This is a genomic window from Achromobacter sp. Root83 (assembly GCF_001428845.1).
GTDB lineage: Bacteria > Pseudomonadota > Gammaproteobacteria > Burkholderiales > Burkholderiaceae_B > Achromobacter.
In genome coordinates, this window is record NZ_LMIU01000003.1 from 1 (window position 1) to 15448 (window position 15448).

18 protein-coding genes and 1 pseudogene are annotated in these 15448 nt (G+C 65.1%); 14 read left to right on the forward strand and 5 right to left on the reverse strand.

Annotated features, from left to right (window positions below):
- The 8 genes and pseudogenes from ASE30_RS06235 to ASE30_RS28875 form a co-directional block, all read left to right on the forward strand.
- Positions 1–393: Hcp family type VI secretion system effector (locus ASE30_RS06235; RefSeq protein ID WP_057283438.1), on the forward strand; the 393-nt coding region annotated here is incomplete at its 5' end.
- Positions 394–585: 192 nt separating this feature from the next.
- Positions 586–2127: DUF6531 domain-containing protein (locus ASE30_RS29380; protein WP_235515192.1), on the forward strand; the 1542-nt coding region annotated here is incomplete at its 3' end.
- Positions 2128–2572: 445 nt separating this feature from the next.
- A pseudogene (locus ASE30_RS29385) lies at positions 2573–3503 on the forward strand (RHS repeat protein); the annotation flags it as partial.
- 148 nt (positions 3504–3651) lie between these two features.
- Positions 3652–5010 carry a hypothetical protein gene (locus tag ASE30_RS29220; protein WP_235515199.1) on the forward strand — a complete coding sequence of 453 codons (1359 nt, stop codon included), beginning with the start codon at positions 3652–3654 and terminating at the stop codon, positions 5008–5010.
- Positions 5011–5143: 133 nt separating this feature from the next.
- The coding region (locus ASE30_RS29390; protein WP_235515200.1) for an RHS domain-containing protein at positions 5144–5241 on the forward strand (98 nt) is incomplete at its 3' end.
- Positions 5242–5243: 2 nt separating this feature from the next.
- The gene (locus ASE30_RS29875; RefSeq protein WP_369819302.1) at positions 5244–5945 is read left to right on the forward strand and encodes an RHS repeat domain-containing protein; all 702 of its coding nucleotides are present in this window, start codon (positions 5244–5246) and stop codon (positions 5943–5945) included.
- Positions 5942–6346 carry a hypothetical protein gene (locus tag ASE30_RS28870; protein WP_156407560.1) on the forward strand — a complete coding sequence of 135 codons (405 nt, stop codon included), beginning with the start codon at positions 5942–5944 and terminating at the stop codon, positions 6344–6346. The genes ASE30_RS29875 and ASE30_RS28870 overlap by 4 nt, the downstream gene beginning before the upstream one ends.
- A 125-nt stretch (positions 6347–6471) precedes the next feature.
- Positions 6472–6660 carry a hypothetical protein gene (locus ASE30_RS28875; protein WP_156407561.1) on the forward strand — a complete coding sequence of 63 codons (189 nt, stop codon included), beginning with the start codon at positions 6472–6474 and terminating at the stop codon, positions 6658–6660.
- A 163-nt stretch (positions 6661–6823) separates the two neighbouring features.
- Here the strand turns inward: ASE30_RS28875 and ASE30_RS06255 are convergent, their stop codons facing one another.
- Positions 6824–7279: a GFA family protein gene (locus ASE30_RS06255; protein WP_057283442.1), complete on the reverse strand. Its 456-nt coding sequence runs from the start codon at positions 7277–7279 to the stop codon at positions 6824–6826.
- Between the two features lie 247 nt (positions 7280–7526).
- Here ASE30_RS06255 and ASE30_RS06260 point away from each other — a divergent pair, with 247 nt between their 5' ends.
- From ASE30_RS06260 to ASE30_RS06280, 6 genes are all read left to right on the forward strand, one after another.
- Positions 7527–8408, forward strand: a complete 882-nt coding sequence (locus ASE30_RS06260; RefSeq protein WP_057283443.1) for a phosphoribosylaminoimidazolesuccinocarboxamide synthase — start codon at positions 7527–7529, stop codon at positions 8406–8408.
- A 172-nt stretch (positions 8409–8580) separates the two neighbouring features.
- On the forward strand, positions 8581–8739 hold the full coding sequence (locus ASE30_RS29235; protein WP_200964400.1) for a DUF5993 family protein: 159 nt from the start codon (positions 8581–8583) through the stop codon (positions 8737–8739).
- A 9-nt stretch (positions 8740–8748) separates the two neighbouring features.
- Entirely contained in the window at positions 8749–9321 is a 573-nt protein-coding gene (locus tag ASE30_RS06265) for a disulfide bond formation protein B (RefSeq protein ID WP_057283444.1), read from the forward strand.
- Between the two features lie 106 nt (positions 9322–9427).
- Positions 9428–9949, forward strand: coding sequence for a 5-(carboxyamino)imidazole ribonucleotide mutase (gene purE / locus ASE30_RS06270; protein WP_057283445.1), 522 nt, complete (start codon positions 9428–9430; stop codon positions 9947–9949).
- Between the two features lie 5 nt (positions 9950–9954).
- Complete coding sequence (locus ASE30_RS06275; RefSeq protein WP_057283446.1) at positions 9955–11145, forward strand: 5-(carboxyamino)imidazole ribonucleotide synthase; 1191 nt, start codon at positions 9955–9957, stop codon at positions 11143–11145.
- 14 nt (positions 11146–11159) lie between these two features.
- Positions 11160–12209, forward strand: a complete 1050-nt coding sequence (locus ASE30_RS06280) for an L-threonylcarbamoyladenylate synthase (RefSeq protein WP_057283447.1) — start codon at positions 11160–11162, stop codon at positions 12207–12209.
- Positions 12210–12218: 9 nt separating this feature from the next.
- Here the strand turns inward: ASE30_RS06280 and ASE30_RS06285 are convergent, their stop codons facing one another.
- The 4 genes from ASE30_RS06285 to ASE30_RS06300 are packed head-to-tail and all read right to left on the reverse strand — an operon-like array spanning position 12219 to position 15442.
- Positions 12219–13046: an IclR family transcriptional regulator C-terminal domain-containing protein gene (locus ASE30_RS06285; protein ID WP_057283448.1), complete on the reverse strand. Its 828-nt coding sequence runs from the start codon at positions 13044–13046 to the stop codon at positions 12219–12221.
- Entirely contained in the window at positions 13046–13687 is a 642-nt protein-coding gene (locus ASE30_RS06290) for a 3-oxoacid CoA-transferase subunit B (protein ID WP_057283449.1), read from the reverse strand. Before ASE30_RS06290 ends, ASE30_RS06285 begins: the two co-directional genes overlap by 1 nt.
- Positions 13688–13697: 10 nt before the next feature.
- Positions 13698–14378, reverse strand: coding sequence for a 3-oxoacid CoA-transferase subunit A (locus ASE30_RS06295; RefSeq protein ID WP_057283450.1), 681 nt, complete (start codon positions 14376–14378; stop codon positions 13698–13700).
- 44 nt (positions 14379–14422) lie between these two features.
- Entirely contained in the window at positions 14423–15442 is a 1020-nt protein-coding gene (locus ASE30_RS06300; RefSeq protein WP_057283451.1) for a tripartite tricarboxylate transporter substrate binding protein, read from the reverse strand.
- Positions 15443–15448 lie beyond the last annotated feature (6 nt).

A 15448-nucleotide genomic window follows, 5' to 3' on the forward strand; every position in this document is an offset into this window, starting at 1 on the left:
GAGATCGAGCACCGCGTCAACACCCCGACCGACCCGCAAAGCGGCCAACCCTCCGGCCAGCGCGTGCACAAGCCCTTCACCTTCACCAGCGCGCTCAACAAGGCCACGCCCTTGATGTACCAGGCCCTGGCCGCCGGCGAAATGCTGCCCAAGGTGGAAGTGAAGTGGTACCGCACGTCCATCGACGGCAAGCAGGAACACTTCTTCACGACCGAACTCGAAGACGCCACGATCGTGGACATCACCAGCGTCCTGCCGCACGCGCAAGACCCCAGCAAGGCGGACTACACGCAGTTGATCAAGGTGGCCATGGCCTACCGCAAGATCACCTGGACGCACGCGATCGCGGGCACGGAAGCCTCGGACGACTGGCGCAAGCCGCTGGAAAGCTGAGCCGGCTCCGGCTTGGCCCGCGAGATCGACTTAAGCAAGGCAGTGGGGCCGCCCTGACCGGCGGCCTGTGCCTCTTCCTACTCGTCTGCAGCCGGAACGCTTCGTGTCGCGTTTCGGTTGTTGAGAACGCCAGAGGCGGATCCCGCATTCGCCACACAAAACTTAAATCCCATCCAGATGAGAGCCTCCACGATGACGACCGAATCGCATACGCCCCCATTGGAAGAGGAATACACCGAGGCCGAGTATGCGGAGGCCGAAGCCGAGAACGACGGCATCGAATGGAGCGACGAAGATCTCGACGGTCCGCAGGGTGTGGTCGCGCCGCTGAACACGATTGCGCCCGAAGATGTCGAGGCGGGCCAGAACGCGTTCGATCAATGGCTGCGCCGGAACAGCGACAACTGGATCACGCTGCCGCGCATCAAGGCGGCGGCCGAGGCTGTGCCGGTGCTTGGCAACATCATGGCGCTGGTCGATGCGATCGGCGACATCGTCACGCTGGTCGAGAGCGATCCCAGAAAATTCATGGACTGGGTGAGCCTGGGAATCAATCTGTTCGGGGTGGTACCGGTGCCGGGCACGGCGGCGGCTCGCATGAGTTTGCGGCCGGCCCTGTTCCTGGTGCAAAAGGAGGTCGCGCGCCAGGCTAAGGCGGGATTGGGCAACGCCATCATTATGGTGCTGGCTGCGCACTTGAGCGAGAACATCGCCGGAGACATCGAGGACTTCGCGCAGAAGGCGCAGGCCAGGCTTGAGCAGTTGCTTGATGACGCGGGCGCCAAGGCCGAAGAGATCATCACCGCCCTGGCCGGAGTGCTGATCAGCCTGACCGTGCCCGCGAACGCCGATGCGTCTTTCGAGAAGGCCGGTAACCAGCTTTCGGCTGCATGGGACACCAAATGGGACGATCCCCAGGCCGCGGGGAGAAACCTGTGGGACGGCCTGGTAAATGGCCTGAAAGGCAGCAAGCAGTCCGTGGGCAACGCCGCCAAGGACTTGCTGCCGACCCTGGCCAGGGATCTGATGCTGAAAAGCGCCAAGCGGTTGAACAGCATGGCACCAGACGTCAACCAGAGTATGCAGTCGCTGGGGAACGCGGACAATGTGCACAGCATCGCGTCGTTGTTGACACAGCTCTCGGTGGCAGTGGTCTTGTGGCGCCAGCGCAAAGGCCATGCCATCGGTGCGAACATACGCCCCGCGGTGGCGAACAAGGCGAGGCAGATCTCGCGCTCGATGCGGCTCGCTCGCATCCGCCGGCAACGCAAAGCCCGCCAGAATGCCAACAGAGACAAGAACTGTGCGTGCATGGCCACCGGCAACAGCATCAGTTTCGCGATGGGCACGGAGAGCTTCTCGCACACGGACTTCTCGCTGCCCGGGCCCTTCCCGCTGCACTGGTCACGCACTTACTGTTCCAACTTGGCGGCCTACGACAAAGGCGTCCTGGGCGCCCGTTGGATCAACGAATTCACGACCCGCTTCGATATCAAGAAGGCAGGGGCGGACCGCGAGGAACTGCGCTTTCACGCCGCCGACGGACGGACCCACGAGTATCCCTTGCCGCAGATCGGCAAGTTCCACTATGACCCGATTGAAAACCTGACGCTCGTGCGCGTCTCGGAGACCGAGCTGACCTTGGCCCAAGGCTACGAGCGGCGCGCGACCTATCAACGGGACGGAAGGCGTTTTCGCCTGGCCGACATCCGCTTGCGCGGCGGCGCGCGGGTGNTTGACGCTCGTGCGCGTCTCGGAGACCGAGCTGACCTTGGCCCAAGGCTACGAGCGGCGCGCGACCTATCAACGGGACGGAAGGCGTTTTCGCCTGGCCGACATCCGCTTGCGCGGCGGCGCGCGGGTGGCCTTGCACTATCAACATAGGGTGGGCGGGCGCAGCGTCTTGTCGGATCTGATCACCTATCAGGACGAGGACCTCCACACGCACGTGGGCACGCAGTTGGACGCCCACGGACGAATCGCCGCGCTCTGGCTGACCGCGGGCGATGAACTGCAACGCCAGTTGGCGCATTACCAATACGACGAGCTGGGAGACCAGGTGCAGGCCCAAGACGAACACCAGGGCCAGTGGAACTATCAATACCAGCACCATCTGATCACCCGCTACACCGATCGCACCGGCCGTGGCATGAACCTGGAGTGGAACGGCACCGGACCCATGGCGCGCGCCATCCGGGAATGGGCGGACGATGGCAGTTTCGATACCCGCTTGCGCTGGCACCCCGAGATTCGGCTGACCTACGTCACCGACGCCTTGGGGCAGGTCACCGAGCATTACTACGACATCCTGGGCTACACCTATCGCATCGTGCATCCCGACGGCTTGTCGGAATGGTTCTATCGGGACGACGCCAAGAATATCGTCACGCATATCCACACCGACGGCAACACCGACAGCTACGCCTCGCGCCCCGACGGCACGAGCGTGCACTACGCCTACGACGACCGCGATCAGCTCTTCAAGATCCGCGACGCCGAGGGCGGCCTGTGGCAACGCGACTACAACCCGCGCGGCTATCTGACCGAGACCATCGACCCGCTGGGCAACAAGACCGAATATGCCTACGACACCGCAGGCAACCCTGTCGCGATCCAGGATGCCCGGGGCGGCCAGAAGCAACTGGCCTACAACGCGGCGGGCCAGATCACGCAGTACACGGATTGCTCTGGCAAGACGAGCGTTTGGGCGTACGACGGGCTGGGGCAACTAGCCGAGTTCACCGACGCGGCGGGTAACACCACGCGCTACGCCTACGAGGCGGGGCAACTGGCCTGCATCACCCACCCCGATCAGACCGAGGAGCACTTCGAGCGCGACGCCGAAGGGCGGCTGCTGGCCCACACCGATGCGCTGGGGCGCCGCACGCAGTGGACCTATACCGCGGCGGGGCTGATCGCGCAACGCCAGGACGCCGCAGGCCGTACGTTGCACTATCAATGGGACAAGCTGGGTCAACTGACGGCGCTGGCCAACGAGAATGACCGGCAGGCGCGCTTTGTGTACGACCCGGTCGGCCGATTGCTGGAACAGCGCGGCTTTGACGATCAGGCCACGCGCTACCACTATGACCCGGCCAGCGGCACGCTGCNGCGCGCTTTGTGTACGACCCGGTCGGCCGATTGCTGGAACAGCGCGGCTTTGACGATCAGGCCACGCGCTACCACTATGACCCGGCCAGCGGCACGCTGATGTCCACGCAGGACGGCGACCGTGTCATCGAGCTGAAGTTCGATGCGATGGGACGCGTGGCGCAGCGTCATGCGCGACTCTATGCCCCCAGCGCGCGCGTGCCGGCCGGAGCGAGTGCGCCAACCGGCGCGGGTGCGTCTGCCGGAGCCGGTGCGCCTGGCAAAGCTGTTGTGCCTGCCAGCACGGAAGCGCCCGCCAACGCTGGTTCGCTGGCCGAAGCGGTCGGATCGCAGACCGAACGCTACGCCTACGACGGTAACGGCCGCCTGATCCTGGCGGGGAACCCGGCCAGCCGCCTGCAATGGTTCTACGATGCTGCCGGCAACCTGACGCGTGAGCATCAGCACTACTCAAGCCTGCCGTCACCGGTTACGGCCGTCTGGAAGCACGAGTACAACGAACTGAACCAGCGCATCGCCACGCTGCGCCCGGACGGCCATCGCGTGAGTTGGCTGACCTATGGCTCGGGCCACGTGCACGGCATGATGTTCGACGAACACGAACTCGCCAGCTTCGAACGCGACGACCTGCATCGGGAGGTCGAGCGCCATCAGGGCAATCGACTGGTGCAGACGCAATCGTGGGATGCGATGGGCCGGCTACGAGAACAGAGCGTGGGACGCATGCCGGGCAAGTTTGATAGTTCAGGCATGGACGGACTGCCGGGCACGCCAGGAATGGTGGCGGGTGTTGCCAATGCCGGACGCCCGCAACGCCTGCTGCAGCGGGGCTATCGCTACGACGCCGTCGGCCAGTTGGAAGCGATCCAGGACAGCCGGCGCGGGCCCTTGGCCTATCGCTACGATCCCGTGGGCCGATTGCTGGAAGCCACCAGCAGCCTTGGCCGCGAAACCTTCGCGTTCGACCCGGCCAGCAACCTGCTCGATCCCACGAGCGTCGACGCGACCGAGAGCACGTTGAGCATGGCAGGCCCTGTTTACACCTACCGTCACCGCTCGGCGCGCCTGGACAACCTGCTGCGCGAGTACGCGGGCACGCACTACCAATACGATGCGCGCGGCAACCTGATCGATAAGCTGCACAACGGCAAGCGCTCGCGCTTCGAGTGGGATCTGTTCAACCGCCTGACGGGCTATAGCAACGACGCGCTGCGTGTGAGCTATCAATACGACGCCCTGGGCCGCCGCCTGATGAAGCAATCGGAAGCCCACTGGCAGGAACGTCCCGGCATGACGCACGCGCAGCGCCAGGAAGAGGGGCCGCCGCCTGATGAAGCAATCGGAAGCCCACTGGCAGGAACGTCCCGGCATGACGCACGCGCAGCGCCAGGAAGAGAAAGCCCGCCTGAATCGCGCGCTCGGCTGCGGGGCAACGCTGTACGGCTGGGACGGCGACACCCTGGCCTGGGAAGGCCGCGACGACCAGACGACGCACTATCTTTATGAACCGGGAAGCTTTGTGCCCCTGGCACAGGCGATCAGCACGAAGCCAGTGCTGCTGCATCAGCAGCCGGTTTACGCGGGCGGTTATGACGTCGATCAGGACCCGCTATGGACGACGTCGCCCGAACCGGATGGCGTGGATGCGCTCGCGTGGTATCAGTGCGATCACCTGGGGACGCCGCAGGAACTGACCGACGCGGACGGTGAGATCGTCTGGAGCGCACAGTACAAGGCNCGTGGATGCGCTCGCGTGGTATCAGTGCGATCACCTGGGGACGCCGCAGGAACTGACCGACGCGGACGGTGAGATCGTCTGGAGCGCACAGTACAAGGCATGGGGCGTCGCGAAAGAGGCGATCTCAAGCGCGGCTCGGTCCGCGGGGATACGTAATCCGATCCGATTCCAGGGGCAATATCTGGACCATGAGACCGGACTGCATTACAACCGGCACCGGTACTATGATCCGGAGATCGGAAGATTTATTGCGAAGGATCCGATCGGGTTTGCGGGCGGGTTGAATGTTTATCAGTATGCGGATAACCCGGTGGGGTGGGTGGATCCGTTGGGGCTTAACAAGGCTTGTTGTTCGTGCCTCTATCGTGGGGTTAGTGCTAGACATCCAGCACTTGAGGATGCGAAACGAGGAACCGTCAAACCATCGAACCCGAACGCAACAATTTCGCCGGAGCAACATGCCGCGGGAGGCATGACAGGGGATAGCCAATACGTCTCATGGACTCCGGACAAGAATTTGGCGCTAAGCCATGCAAATAAGCAGGGGCCGGGAGGGGTTCTCCTGGAAGTGTCCACAGGTGCGGCGCCTGAGGGCGGATCCTGGCAGTGGGGATGGACGCATATTAATGATTGGGGAGAGCCAGAAATGCTGCAAACCGGTACTCGCACCGATGCTCGTGTTTCTAGAGAGGGGTGCAAATGACGTCAAATTTGGAATATCTTCGTTCTCTTACCATGCAAGCAATGGCCGACGAACCTGGAGACTGGCCGCGTCGCCTGCTTGCGGTGGTTGAATCATCAGACGTTGAGGAGCTACCAAACAATCCGCAGATTTACAAAGTGTCATTCGTAAGGGAGCGCGCCAAACAACGCCAAAAGACCTCATCAGACCTGGGGTTGAGTACTTTTGATATTCCAATGCTGCTAACCAAGATTAAATCTATGGCTGGAAATGAAGACATCAAACTATTTTCGATCAGAAATTCCTTATACGTCGGTACCTGCTTCGTCTACAAGAATCGACTAATTGGATGTGAATTCGTTATGCGCGGGAAGGCAGTCACCAAACCCGGTCTATGGTTGGATTTCGAAACCCCTAGTTAGAATCGAGTCTTGGGCTGAACTTCTGCATGCAAATGATTTTCTGTCCTTACCGTAGTGAGGATTCAGTGGGCATTAAATATGACGTGGTTGCCGCCTATGATGCTTGATTCGGCTACGGCGATGAGATGCATTTGCCCAAGCTGGATGATGCACGTCTCATTGGTTGTTTCTCGGAGTGCGATGCTTGCAAGGCGGATATGGCAGATGCATGTGTCGCTAAAAAACTCATCATGCCAAATGGTTGGGGGTGGAACGGAAAGGTAAAAATGGCGCGCATCAACCCTGGAGGAAAACAGGGTCCTAAAATTGAATAAATATCTGATCAGTTTCAAAAGAGATATGAAGATCAGCACGCCGATCGCGTCGTATTAATAGAAGAGCGGGCGCGGCCACTTCGTCCGGTGGTGATGGTCGATTCAATGCCTGCGACGCCACAACCGTCCGATGCATGCCCTACGAAAGCTATGCTCTTCTGCGCTACTGCGCCGGCCCATTCTTCGGAAAATGCGGCACCATGCGGTCCACGTGATGCCATGAAGGCGCGGAATCCGTCCACAGGCTGGCCTTGGCGTGGAACGCTTCCGGGTCGTCCAGGGACCCCGCGCGCACGACTTCATAGCCCATGCCTTCGGAGCCGCCGAACAGCGGCGTGCCACAGGCGACGCAGAAGCTGCGCATCACGGTGTGGCCGGAATCCCCCTTGTAGCGGTGTTCCTTGGCCTGCCCGCGCAGCAGCGTGACCGCGCCCGCCGGGAAGATCAGGGCGTGGGCGGGGGCGCCGCCGCTGGAATACTGGCAGTCCCGGCAATGACAGGTGGCGGCCGTGAGTGGTTCGTCGGTGACGGCGTAACGGATGGCGCCGCATTGGCAGCCGCCGGTCATGTGCACTTGCGCGTCGGCGTGGGACACGCGTTTGGGGGAAGCATCCTGCATACGACTCTGTCTCCGGGCAGTGGGTCTGCGCCGTGACGCCCGGGGGCGGCCGGCGCGAATAGGGGTTGGGAAACAGAGCCTAACCCGGCCCCTCGCGCCCGGCAAGACAGACTTATTTGCAGTAATCTATGCGCTTTGCAGGGGCCGCGTTCCGGCGCCGCCCTCGCGCAGTGTCCGATTTCGTTCTACTTCCCGCCCTGGCGCCTGCCCGCGGCGGGAATCTTCATTTTTGCCATAGGCCATTCCCGTGACTTCTGCTTTGCATGAATCCAGCATCAAGTCCTTGCCGCTGCTGGGCCGCGGTAAGGTGCGCGATATGTACGCGGTGGGCGACGACAAGTTGCTGATCGTCGCGTCGGATCGTATCTCCGCCTTCGACGTGATCCTTGACGACCCGATCCCCGGCAAGGGGCAGGTGCTGACCGAACTGACCGAATTCTGGTTGCAGAAGCTGGCCCACATCCTGCCGAACCACTCCACGGGCGTGAAGCCCGAAGACGTGGTGGCGCCGGACGAAGTGGACCAGGTGCGCGGCCGCGCTGTCGTGGTCAAGCGCCTGAAGCCCATCCTGGTGGAAGCGGTTGCCCGCGGCTACCTGATCGGTTCCGGCTGGAAGGACTACCAGGCCACCGGCGCCGTCTGCGGCATCCGGCTTCCCGCCGGGCTGCAGCAGGCCAGCCAGTTGCCCGAGCCCATCTTCACGCCCGCCGCCAAGGCCGAATTTGGCATGCACGACGAAAACGTGGACTTCGCGCACGTCGTCAAGGAAGTCGGCCAGGAAATGGCGGAGCGTATCCGCGACGTCACGCTCAAGCTGTACGCCGAGGCCGCCCGGTTCGCGGCCACCAAGGGCATCATCATCGCCGACACGAAGTTCGAATTCGGCCTGGACGATGCCGGCACGCTGCACCTCATGGACGAAGTGCTGACGCCGGACTCCTCGCGCTTCTGGCCCGCCGACGGCTACCGCGTGGGCATCAGCCCCCCATCGTTCGACAAGCAGTTCGTGCGGGACTGGCTGGAAACCCAGACCTGGGACAAGACCCCGCCCGCGCCCCGCCTGCCCCAGGATGTGCTGGACAAGACGGCTGCCAAATACCGCGAGGCGCTGGATCGCCTGATCGCCTGATCGCCTGATCGCCTTTCGCGCAAAAAAACCCGCTCATGCCGAGCGGGTTTTTTTTCGGCTGAGGATCCGTCCGAGAAACAAAAAGTCAGGGCTTTCGATAATAATTATTTCGGATTGTTACGTTATACTCGTCCGCTGCTTTATCCGGGACGCAAGTCGAGAGGAGATCCGCATGGTAATGATGTTGCCCTTCCTGACCGGAATGGTCGCAGTGTGGTTCGGGATGCTGGGAAGGCGCCGCCCCTGCGTGACCTTCTGGCTGCTCACCCTCGCGATATTCGCCGCCTGGTGCCAACATCACATGACCAGTCCGCTGGCCCTGTCGTTGTAAAGCGCGGCGATGATCTTCTCCCGCAACCCCGCGCGCGGTTCGCGCATCCTGAACGGCCTGGCCTTGCTGGGCGTCAGCATCGTCCTCTGCATGGCCTTCGTCTGGCAGTTCGCCTATGACGAACTGCCGTGCCCCTTGTGCCTGCTCCAGCGCGTCGCGTTCATCCTGGCCGGGGTGGGCTTTCTGCTGAACATGCGGCTGGGGCCGTCCCCGATGCACTATGCGATGAGCATCGCGGCCTCGCTGGGCGGCATGTTGGCGTCCGGCCGCCAGGTGCTGCTGCACATCGCGCCGGGCGATCCGGGCTACGGCGCGCCGCTGCTGGGCCTGCATTTCTATACCTGGGCGTTTATCGCCTTTTCGGCCATCATCGTGTTTTGCGTGTTGATGCTGTCGGTCGACCGCAAGTGGGGCGACAGCATGCTGAAAAAGCCGGTCTCGGCGCTGGGCGTCATGGTCATGGCCCTGTTTTTCATCGCCACGCTGGCCAATGTCGGCAGCACCACGCTGGAATGCGGTTTCGGGCCTTGCCCGGACGACCCCGAGAGCTATCTTTTGCTTGGCGCCCCGGCCGCGCCGTAGCCGGTCGCCCGCGCCGGGTAAAATACCGGGTTTCGCGGCCTGGTGCCGCGGTCCTTCGACATTGCCGCGGCCCTTGCGCCGTGGTCTCAACTCTTTGACACCGGTTATGACAGCCAAGACTTCCGCAGCGGCACAGGCCACCCCCGTGGTGGGCGTGATTATGGGTTCTTCCAGCGATTGGGAGGTCATGAAGCACGCGGTGGCCATGCTGGAAGACTTCGGCGTGGCGCATGAGGCGCTCGTGATCTCGGCGCACCGCATGCCGCAGGACATGGCCGAATACGGGGCGGCGGCGCACGGCCGCGGCCTGCGCGGCATCATCGCCGGCGCCGGCGGCGCGGCGCATCTGCCGGGCATGATGGCGGCCCTGACCGAAGTGCCGGTGTTCGGCGTGCCGGTCCCCTCCAAATACCTGCGCGGCGAAGACTCGCTGCTGTCCATCGTGCAGATGCCCAAGGGCGTGCCGGTGGCCACCTTCGCCATCGGCGAAGCGGGCGCGGCCAACGCCGCCCTGCACGTCATCGCCACCCTGGCGGGCACCGACGCCGGCCTGCACCAGAAGCTGGTGGCGTTTCGCGCGCGCCAGACGCAGGCCGCGCGCGACATGAAGGTTCCGCCCGAGGCCTGATCCGAATGACACAATCCACTGCTTTCACGATTGCTCCCGGCGGCTGGCTGGGTTTGTTGGGCGGCGGCCAGTTGGGCCGCATGTTCTGCCACGCGGCGCAAAGCCTGGGGTACAGGGTCGCGGTGCTGGATCCGGCCGCGGAGTGCCCGGCTGGCGTGGTCGCGGACCTGCACATCCAGGCCGCCTATGACGACGAGGCCGGCCTCGCCCGCCTGGCCCAGACCTGTCAGGCCGTCACCACCGAATTCGAAAACGTCCCCGCCGACAGCTTGCGTACGCTGGCGACCCGTTGCCGGGTCAGCCCCGCCGCGGACGCCGTGGCGATCGTGCAGGACCGCATCGCCGAAAAGACCTTCATCGCCTCGCAAGGCATTCCGGTCGCGCCGCACGCCGCCATCCGCAGCGAGGCCGATCTGCGCGCCGCGCCGGACGCGCTGTTCCCCGGCATCCTGAAAGTCGCCCGCCTGGGCTACGACGGCAAGGGCCAGGCCCGCATCGGCACGCGCGAAGAAGCGCTGGCCGCGTTCGCCGAGTTCGGCGGCGTGGCCTGCGTGCTCGAAGCCCTGATGCCGCTGGACTATGAAATCTCGGTGGTCATCGCGCGCGGCTTCGATGGCGCGACCGTGGTGTTCCCGGTGGCGCGCAACGTGCATCGCGACGGCATCCTGGCGGTGTCCACCGCCGCGCCCGTGCTGCAGGACGCGGCGCATGCCGAACGCCAGGCCCGCGCGACCGAGGCGGCGCAAGCCATTGCGCAGGGCCTGGGCTATCACGGCGTGCTGTGCGTGGAATTCTTCGTGCTGCAGGACGGCGGCCTGATCGTCAACGAGATCGCGCCGCGTCCGCACAACAGCGGCCACTACACGATGGACGCGTGCGTCACCAGCCAGTTCGAGCAGCAGGCGCGCGCCATGGCGGGCCTGCCCCTGGGCAGCGCGGACCTGCTGGCGCCCGCCGTCATGCTGAACATCCTGGGCGACATCTGGTACGCGTCCGATGCCGACACCACCCAGCGCGAGCCCGACTGGGCGGCCGCCCTGGCGGTGCCCACGGCCAAGCTGCATCTGTACGGCAAGCGTGAGGCGCGCCGTGGCCGCAAGATGGGCCACGTCACGATCGTGGCGTTTACCTTGCAGCAGGCCCGCGCCGATGCCGCCCGGGTGGCGGCGGCGCTGGGCATGCAGGCGCCCGAATAACCCGCGACGATCCGATGTCCCTGCCCCTGTCTGATTCCGCCAGCGCCGCGCAGATCGCCCGCGCTGCGCAGCGCATGCTGGATGGCGAACTGGCCGCGTTTCCCACCGAGACCGTCTACGGCCTGGGCGCGGACGCGGAAAACCCGCAAGCGGTGGCCAAGATCTATGCGGCCAAGGGCCGGCCTTCGAACCACCCGGTCATCGTGCACATCGCGCCGCAAGGCGACGTGTCGTACTGGGCGGCGCAAGTGCCGCCCGAGGCGCGCCTGCTGATCGACGCGTTCTGGCCCGGCCCGCTCACCTTGATCCTGAAGCGCGCGCCGCACATCGTCGATACGGTCAGCGGCGGCCAGGACAGCATCGGCATCCGCTGCCCCTCGCATCCGGTCGCGCAGGCGCTGCTGGCCGCGTTCGCGGCGGGCAAGCCGAACGGGCAGGGCGGCGTGGCCGCCCCGTCGGCCAACAAATTCGGCCAGGTGTCGCCCACGCGCGCCGAACATGTCCGCAGCGAGTTTCCCGACGAAGTCGCGGCCGGCATGCCGGTGCTGGAAGGCGGCGCCTCGGAAGTCGGCATCGAATCCACCATTCTGGACCTGTCGCGCCTGGACCGTGGCGCGGGGCCCGTGCTGCTGCGCCCAGGCCACATCAGCGCCGCGCAGATCGAGGCCGTGCTGGGCGTGCAGGTGTTTGCGCCCGACGCCGCCGCGCCGCGCGCCTCGGGCACGCTGAAGGCGCACTACGCGCCGCGCACGCCGCTCGAGCTTGCGTCCGACGCGCGCCTGCAAGACGTCGTGCAAGGGCGCAACCTGCCCGAGGGCAAGGTGGTGGTGGTGGCCTACGGTGTTCAGCCCGCCACGGCCGATGCCCGCGTGCAATGGCAGCCGGTGCCGGCGGATCCGGCGCGTTATGCGCAGGCCCTGTACGGCCTGCTGCGCGATCTGGACGGGCAGGGCTATGCGCGCATCATCGTGCAGGCGCCGCCCGCCACCGACGACTGGCACGCGGTCAACGACCGCATCGGCCGTGCCGCCGCGGCCTTCACGCTGGATACGACGGACCTGTAGCCTGGCCGTTCAGGCGGCCAGGAATTCCCCGATTCTTTCCACGGCCTGCCGCAAGGGCGGCAGGAATTCGTCCGTCAGGCGATTCAGGGGCACGCGCGCGGCCTTCACGCTGACGTTCACCGCGCCGCAGGCCTTGCCGCTGGCCGAGCGCACGGGCACGGAGATCGCGCGTACGTTCAATTCCAGTTCCTGGTCGACCACCGCGTAGTCCTGTTCGCGGATGCGGATCAGCTCCGCGCGCAGCTTCGCTTCGGTGGTCAGCGTGAATTCGGTGTAGGGCTGCAGGTCCGTGGCGGCGAAGTAGCGCGCCAGCGCGGGCTCGGGCAGTTGCGCCAGCAGCACGCGGCCGATCGACGTGCAGTACGCCGGCAGCCTGCTGCCCAGTCCCATCGAGGTGGCCAGCAGGCGGTTCACTTCCGAGCGCGCCAGGTACAGCATCTCGTGGCCTTCCATGATGGCCAGCGCGCAGGTCTCGTTCACCGTCGCGCTCAATTCTTCCAGCACGGGCTGCGCCAGGGAGACGAAGGGCGTGGAGGAAAAATACGCGTAACCCAGCCCCAGGATGCGCGGCGTCAGCACATAGAGACGGTCGTGCTGTTCGGCGATGCCCAGCAGGATCAGGGTATGCAGGCAGCGCTGCACGACGGCACGGGGCAGGCCCGCGCGCCGGCTCAGTTCCGCGGCGGTCTGCGGATGGCGGCGCGTGCCGAAGGCGCGGATCACGTGCAGGCCGCGCGCCAGTGTCAGCATGTAGTCCGGATCGCCGCGCAACTGATCGGGATGGTCTTCCGCCGCGAGCGGCGCGGCATAGCCGGGAGGAGGAAGATTGGGCGGCATCAGCCTGCGCGCAAGGGCGCGCCGGTGCGCGCCTGCAGTTCGTTCAGAGTCATGCCGTCGATCATATCCCGAACCACCAGCCCGTCCAGCGTGACGTCGATGACGGCCAGGTCGGTGTAGATGCGGTCCACGACGCCGGCGCCCGTGAGCGGATAGGTGCAGCGCTGGACGATCTTGGGATCGCCGTTCTTACTGTTGTGTTCCATCATGATGAACACGCTGCGCGCGCCCACCGCCAGGTCCATCGCGCCGCCCACGGCCGGCGCTTCGCCGGGTTTGTTGAGCGACCAGTTGGCCAGGTCGCCGTTGGCGGCGACCTGCATGCCGCCCATGACGCAGATGTCCAGGTGGCCGCCGCGCATCATCGCGAACGAATCGGCGTGATGGAAGTAGGAGCCGCCCTCCAGCAAGGTCACGGGCTGCTTGCCGGCGTTGATCAGGTCCAGGTTGATGTCGGCCTCGGCCGGCGGCGGGCCCATGCCGAGTATGCCGTTTTCGCTGTGCAGCACGATCTCGCGGCCAGCGGGCAGATGGGCCGCCACCAGCACGGGCATGCCGATGCCCAGGTTCACGTAGCTGCCGTCGGGAATGTCCAGGGCCAGGCGGCGCGCCATGGCCTCGCGGTTCAGGGGATGGAACATGCGGATTCCTTCAGCTTGAGAAGGCGGCGTTGGCCACCTCGGTGACGCGCTTGACGAAGATGCCGGGGGTGACGACGGCTTCGGGCGGCAGCTCGCCCAGCGCCACCTTGGCGCGCACCTGCACGATGGCGGTCTTGGCCGCCATGCACATGATGGGACCGAAGTTGCGCGCGCTCTTGTGGTAGGTGAGGTTGCCCCAGCGGTCTCCCTGATCCGCCTTGACCAGCGCGAAGTCGCCATGCAAGGGCGTTTCGAACACATGGCCGCGCCCCGCTATCATGCGGGTCTCCTTGCCCGCCGCGAGCTCGGTGCCGTAGGCCGTAGGGGTGTAAAAGCCGCCCAGGCCGGCGCCGGCCGCGCGCAGCCGCTCGGCGATGGTTCCCTGCGGCACGCATTCGAGTTCGATGCGGCCCTGGCGATAGAGGTCGTCGAAGACCCAGGAATGCGAGGCCTTGGGAAACGAGCAGATGACCTTGCGCACTCGCCCGGCCTTGATCAGCGCGGCAAGGCCGGTTTCCCGGTTGCCCGCGTTGTTGCTGACGACGGTCAGGTCGCGCGCGCCCTGGGCGATCAGCGCGTGGATCAGTTCGGTGGGCATGCCCGCGCCGCCGAATCCGCTGATGAGCACCGTGGCGCCGTCGTGGATGTCCGCGACGGCGGCCTCGGGGGTGTCTATGAATTTGTCGATCATGAAAGGCTCCGTTCGGCGCGGGCGCGCGCGGCGCCCGGCCGCGTTCAGTCCACGGTGATGCGTGCCTGCTTGATGATTTCGGCGTAGCGCGCCGAATCTTTCTTCATCAGGTCCGCGAACTGCGCGGGGGTGCCGCCGACGGGCAGGAAGCCCGCGTCCACGAACTTCTGCTTCACGTCCGGTTCCTTGACGATTTCACTGATCTCGCGCGCCATGCGTTCGATGATCGGCTTGGGCGTATTGGCCGGGGCCATCAGCCCGGCCCAGGAGCCGGTGACGAAACCGGGCAGGCCGGCTTCTTCCATGGTGGGAATGTTGGGTTCGGTCGGCCAGCGCTCTTTGCCGGTGAACGCCAGCGCCTTCAGGCGGTTCTGCTTCACGTACTGCATCGGCACCAGGATGGGATCGAACACCATGGACACGCGGTTGCCCAGCAGGTCGGTGAGGATGGGCGCGCTGCCCTTGTAGGCCACGTGCGTCATGGTGATCTTGCTTTGAAGCGCGAAGTCGGCGCCCGTCAGGTGCGCGCTGGACCCGTTGCCGCTGGAGGCGTAGGTGAGCTTGTCGGGATTCTTGCGGCCGTAGGCGACCAGGTCCGCCACCGTCTTGACCGGCAACTCTTCCGACACGAACAGGAACAGCGGCAGGTCCGCCATCTGGACCACCGGCGTCAGGTCGGCCGGCGTGTAGTTGAGCTTGTACAGATGGAAGTTGATGATGAAAGCGGGCAGCATCGACAGGAACGTATAGCCGTCGGGCTCGGCCTTCGCGGCCATGGCCGAGCCGACGCTGCTGTTGGCCCCCGGCCGGTTCTCCACGATGATGGTCTGCTTCAGGCGCGGCCCCAGCTTTTCCATCACGATGCGGGTGACGATGTCGGTGGAGCCGCCGGGCGTGTACGGCACGATGATCTTGATGGGCTTGCTGGGCCAGTCGTCCGCCGCGTGGGCGGGGCCTGCGGCCAGGCCCGCCGCCGCCAGGGCGGCGAACAACAGGGTCCTGCAGGCGTGGCGGCGATCGGTTGTTGCGGTGCGGCGGGGCTGCGACTTGCTTGCTTGTGCCATGGACTT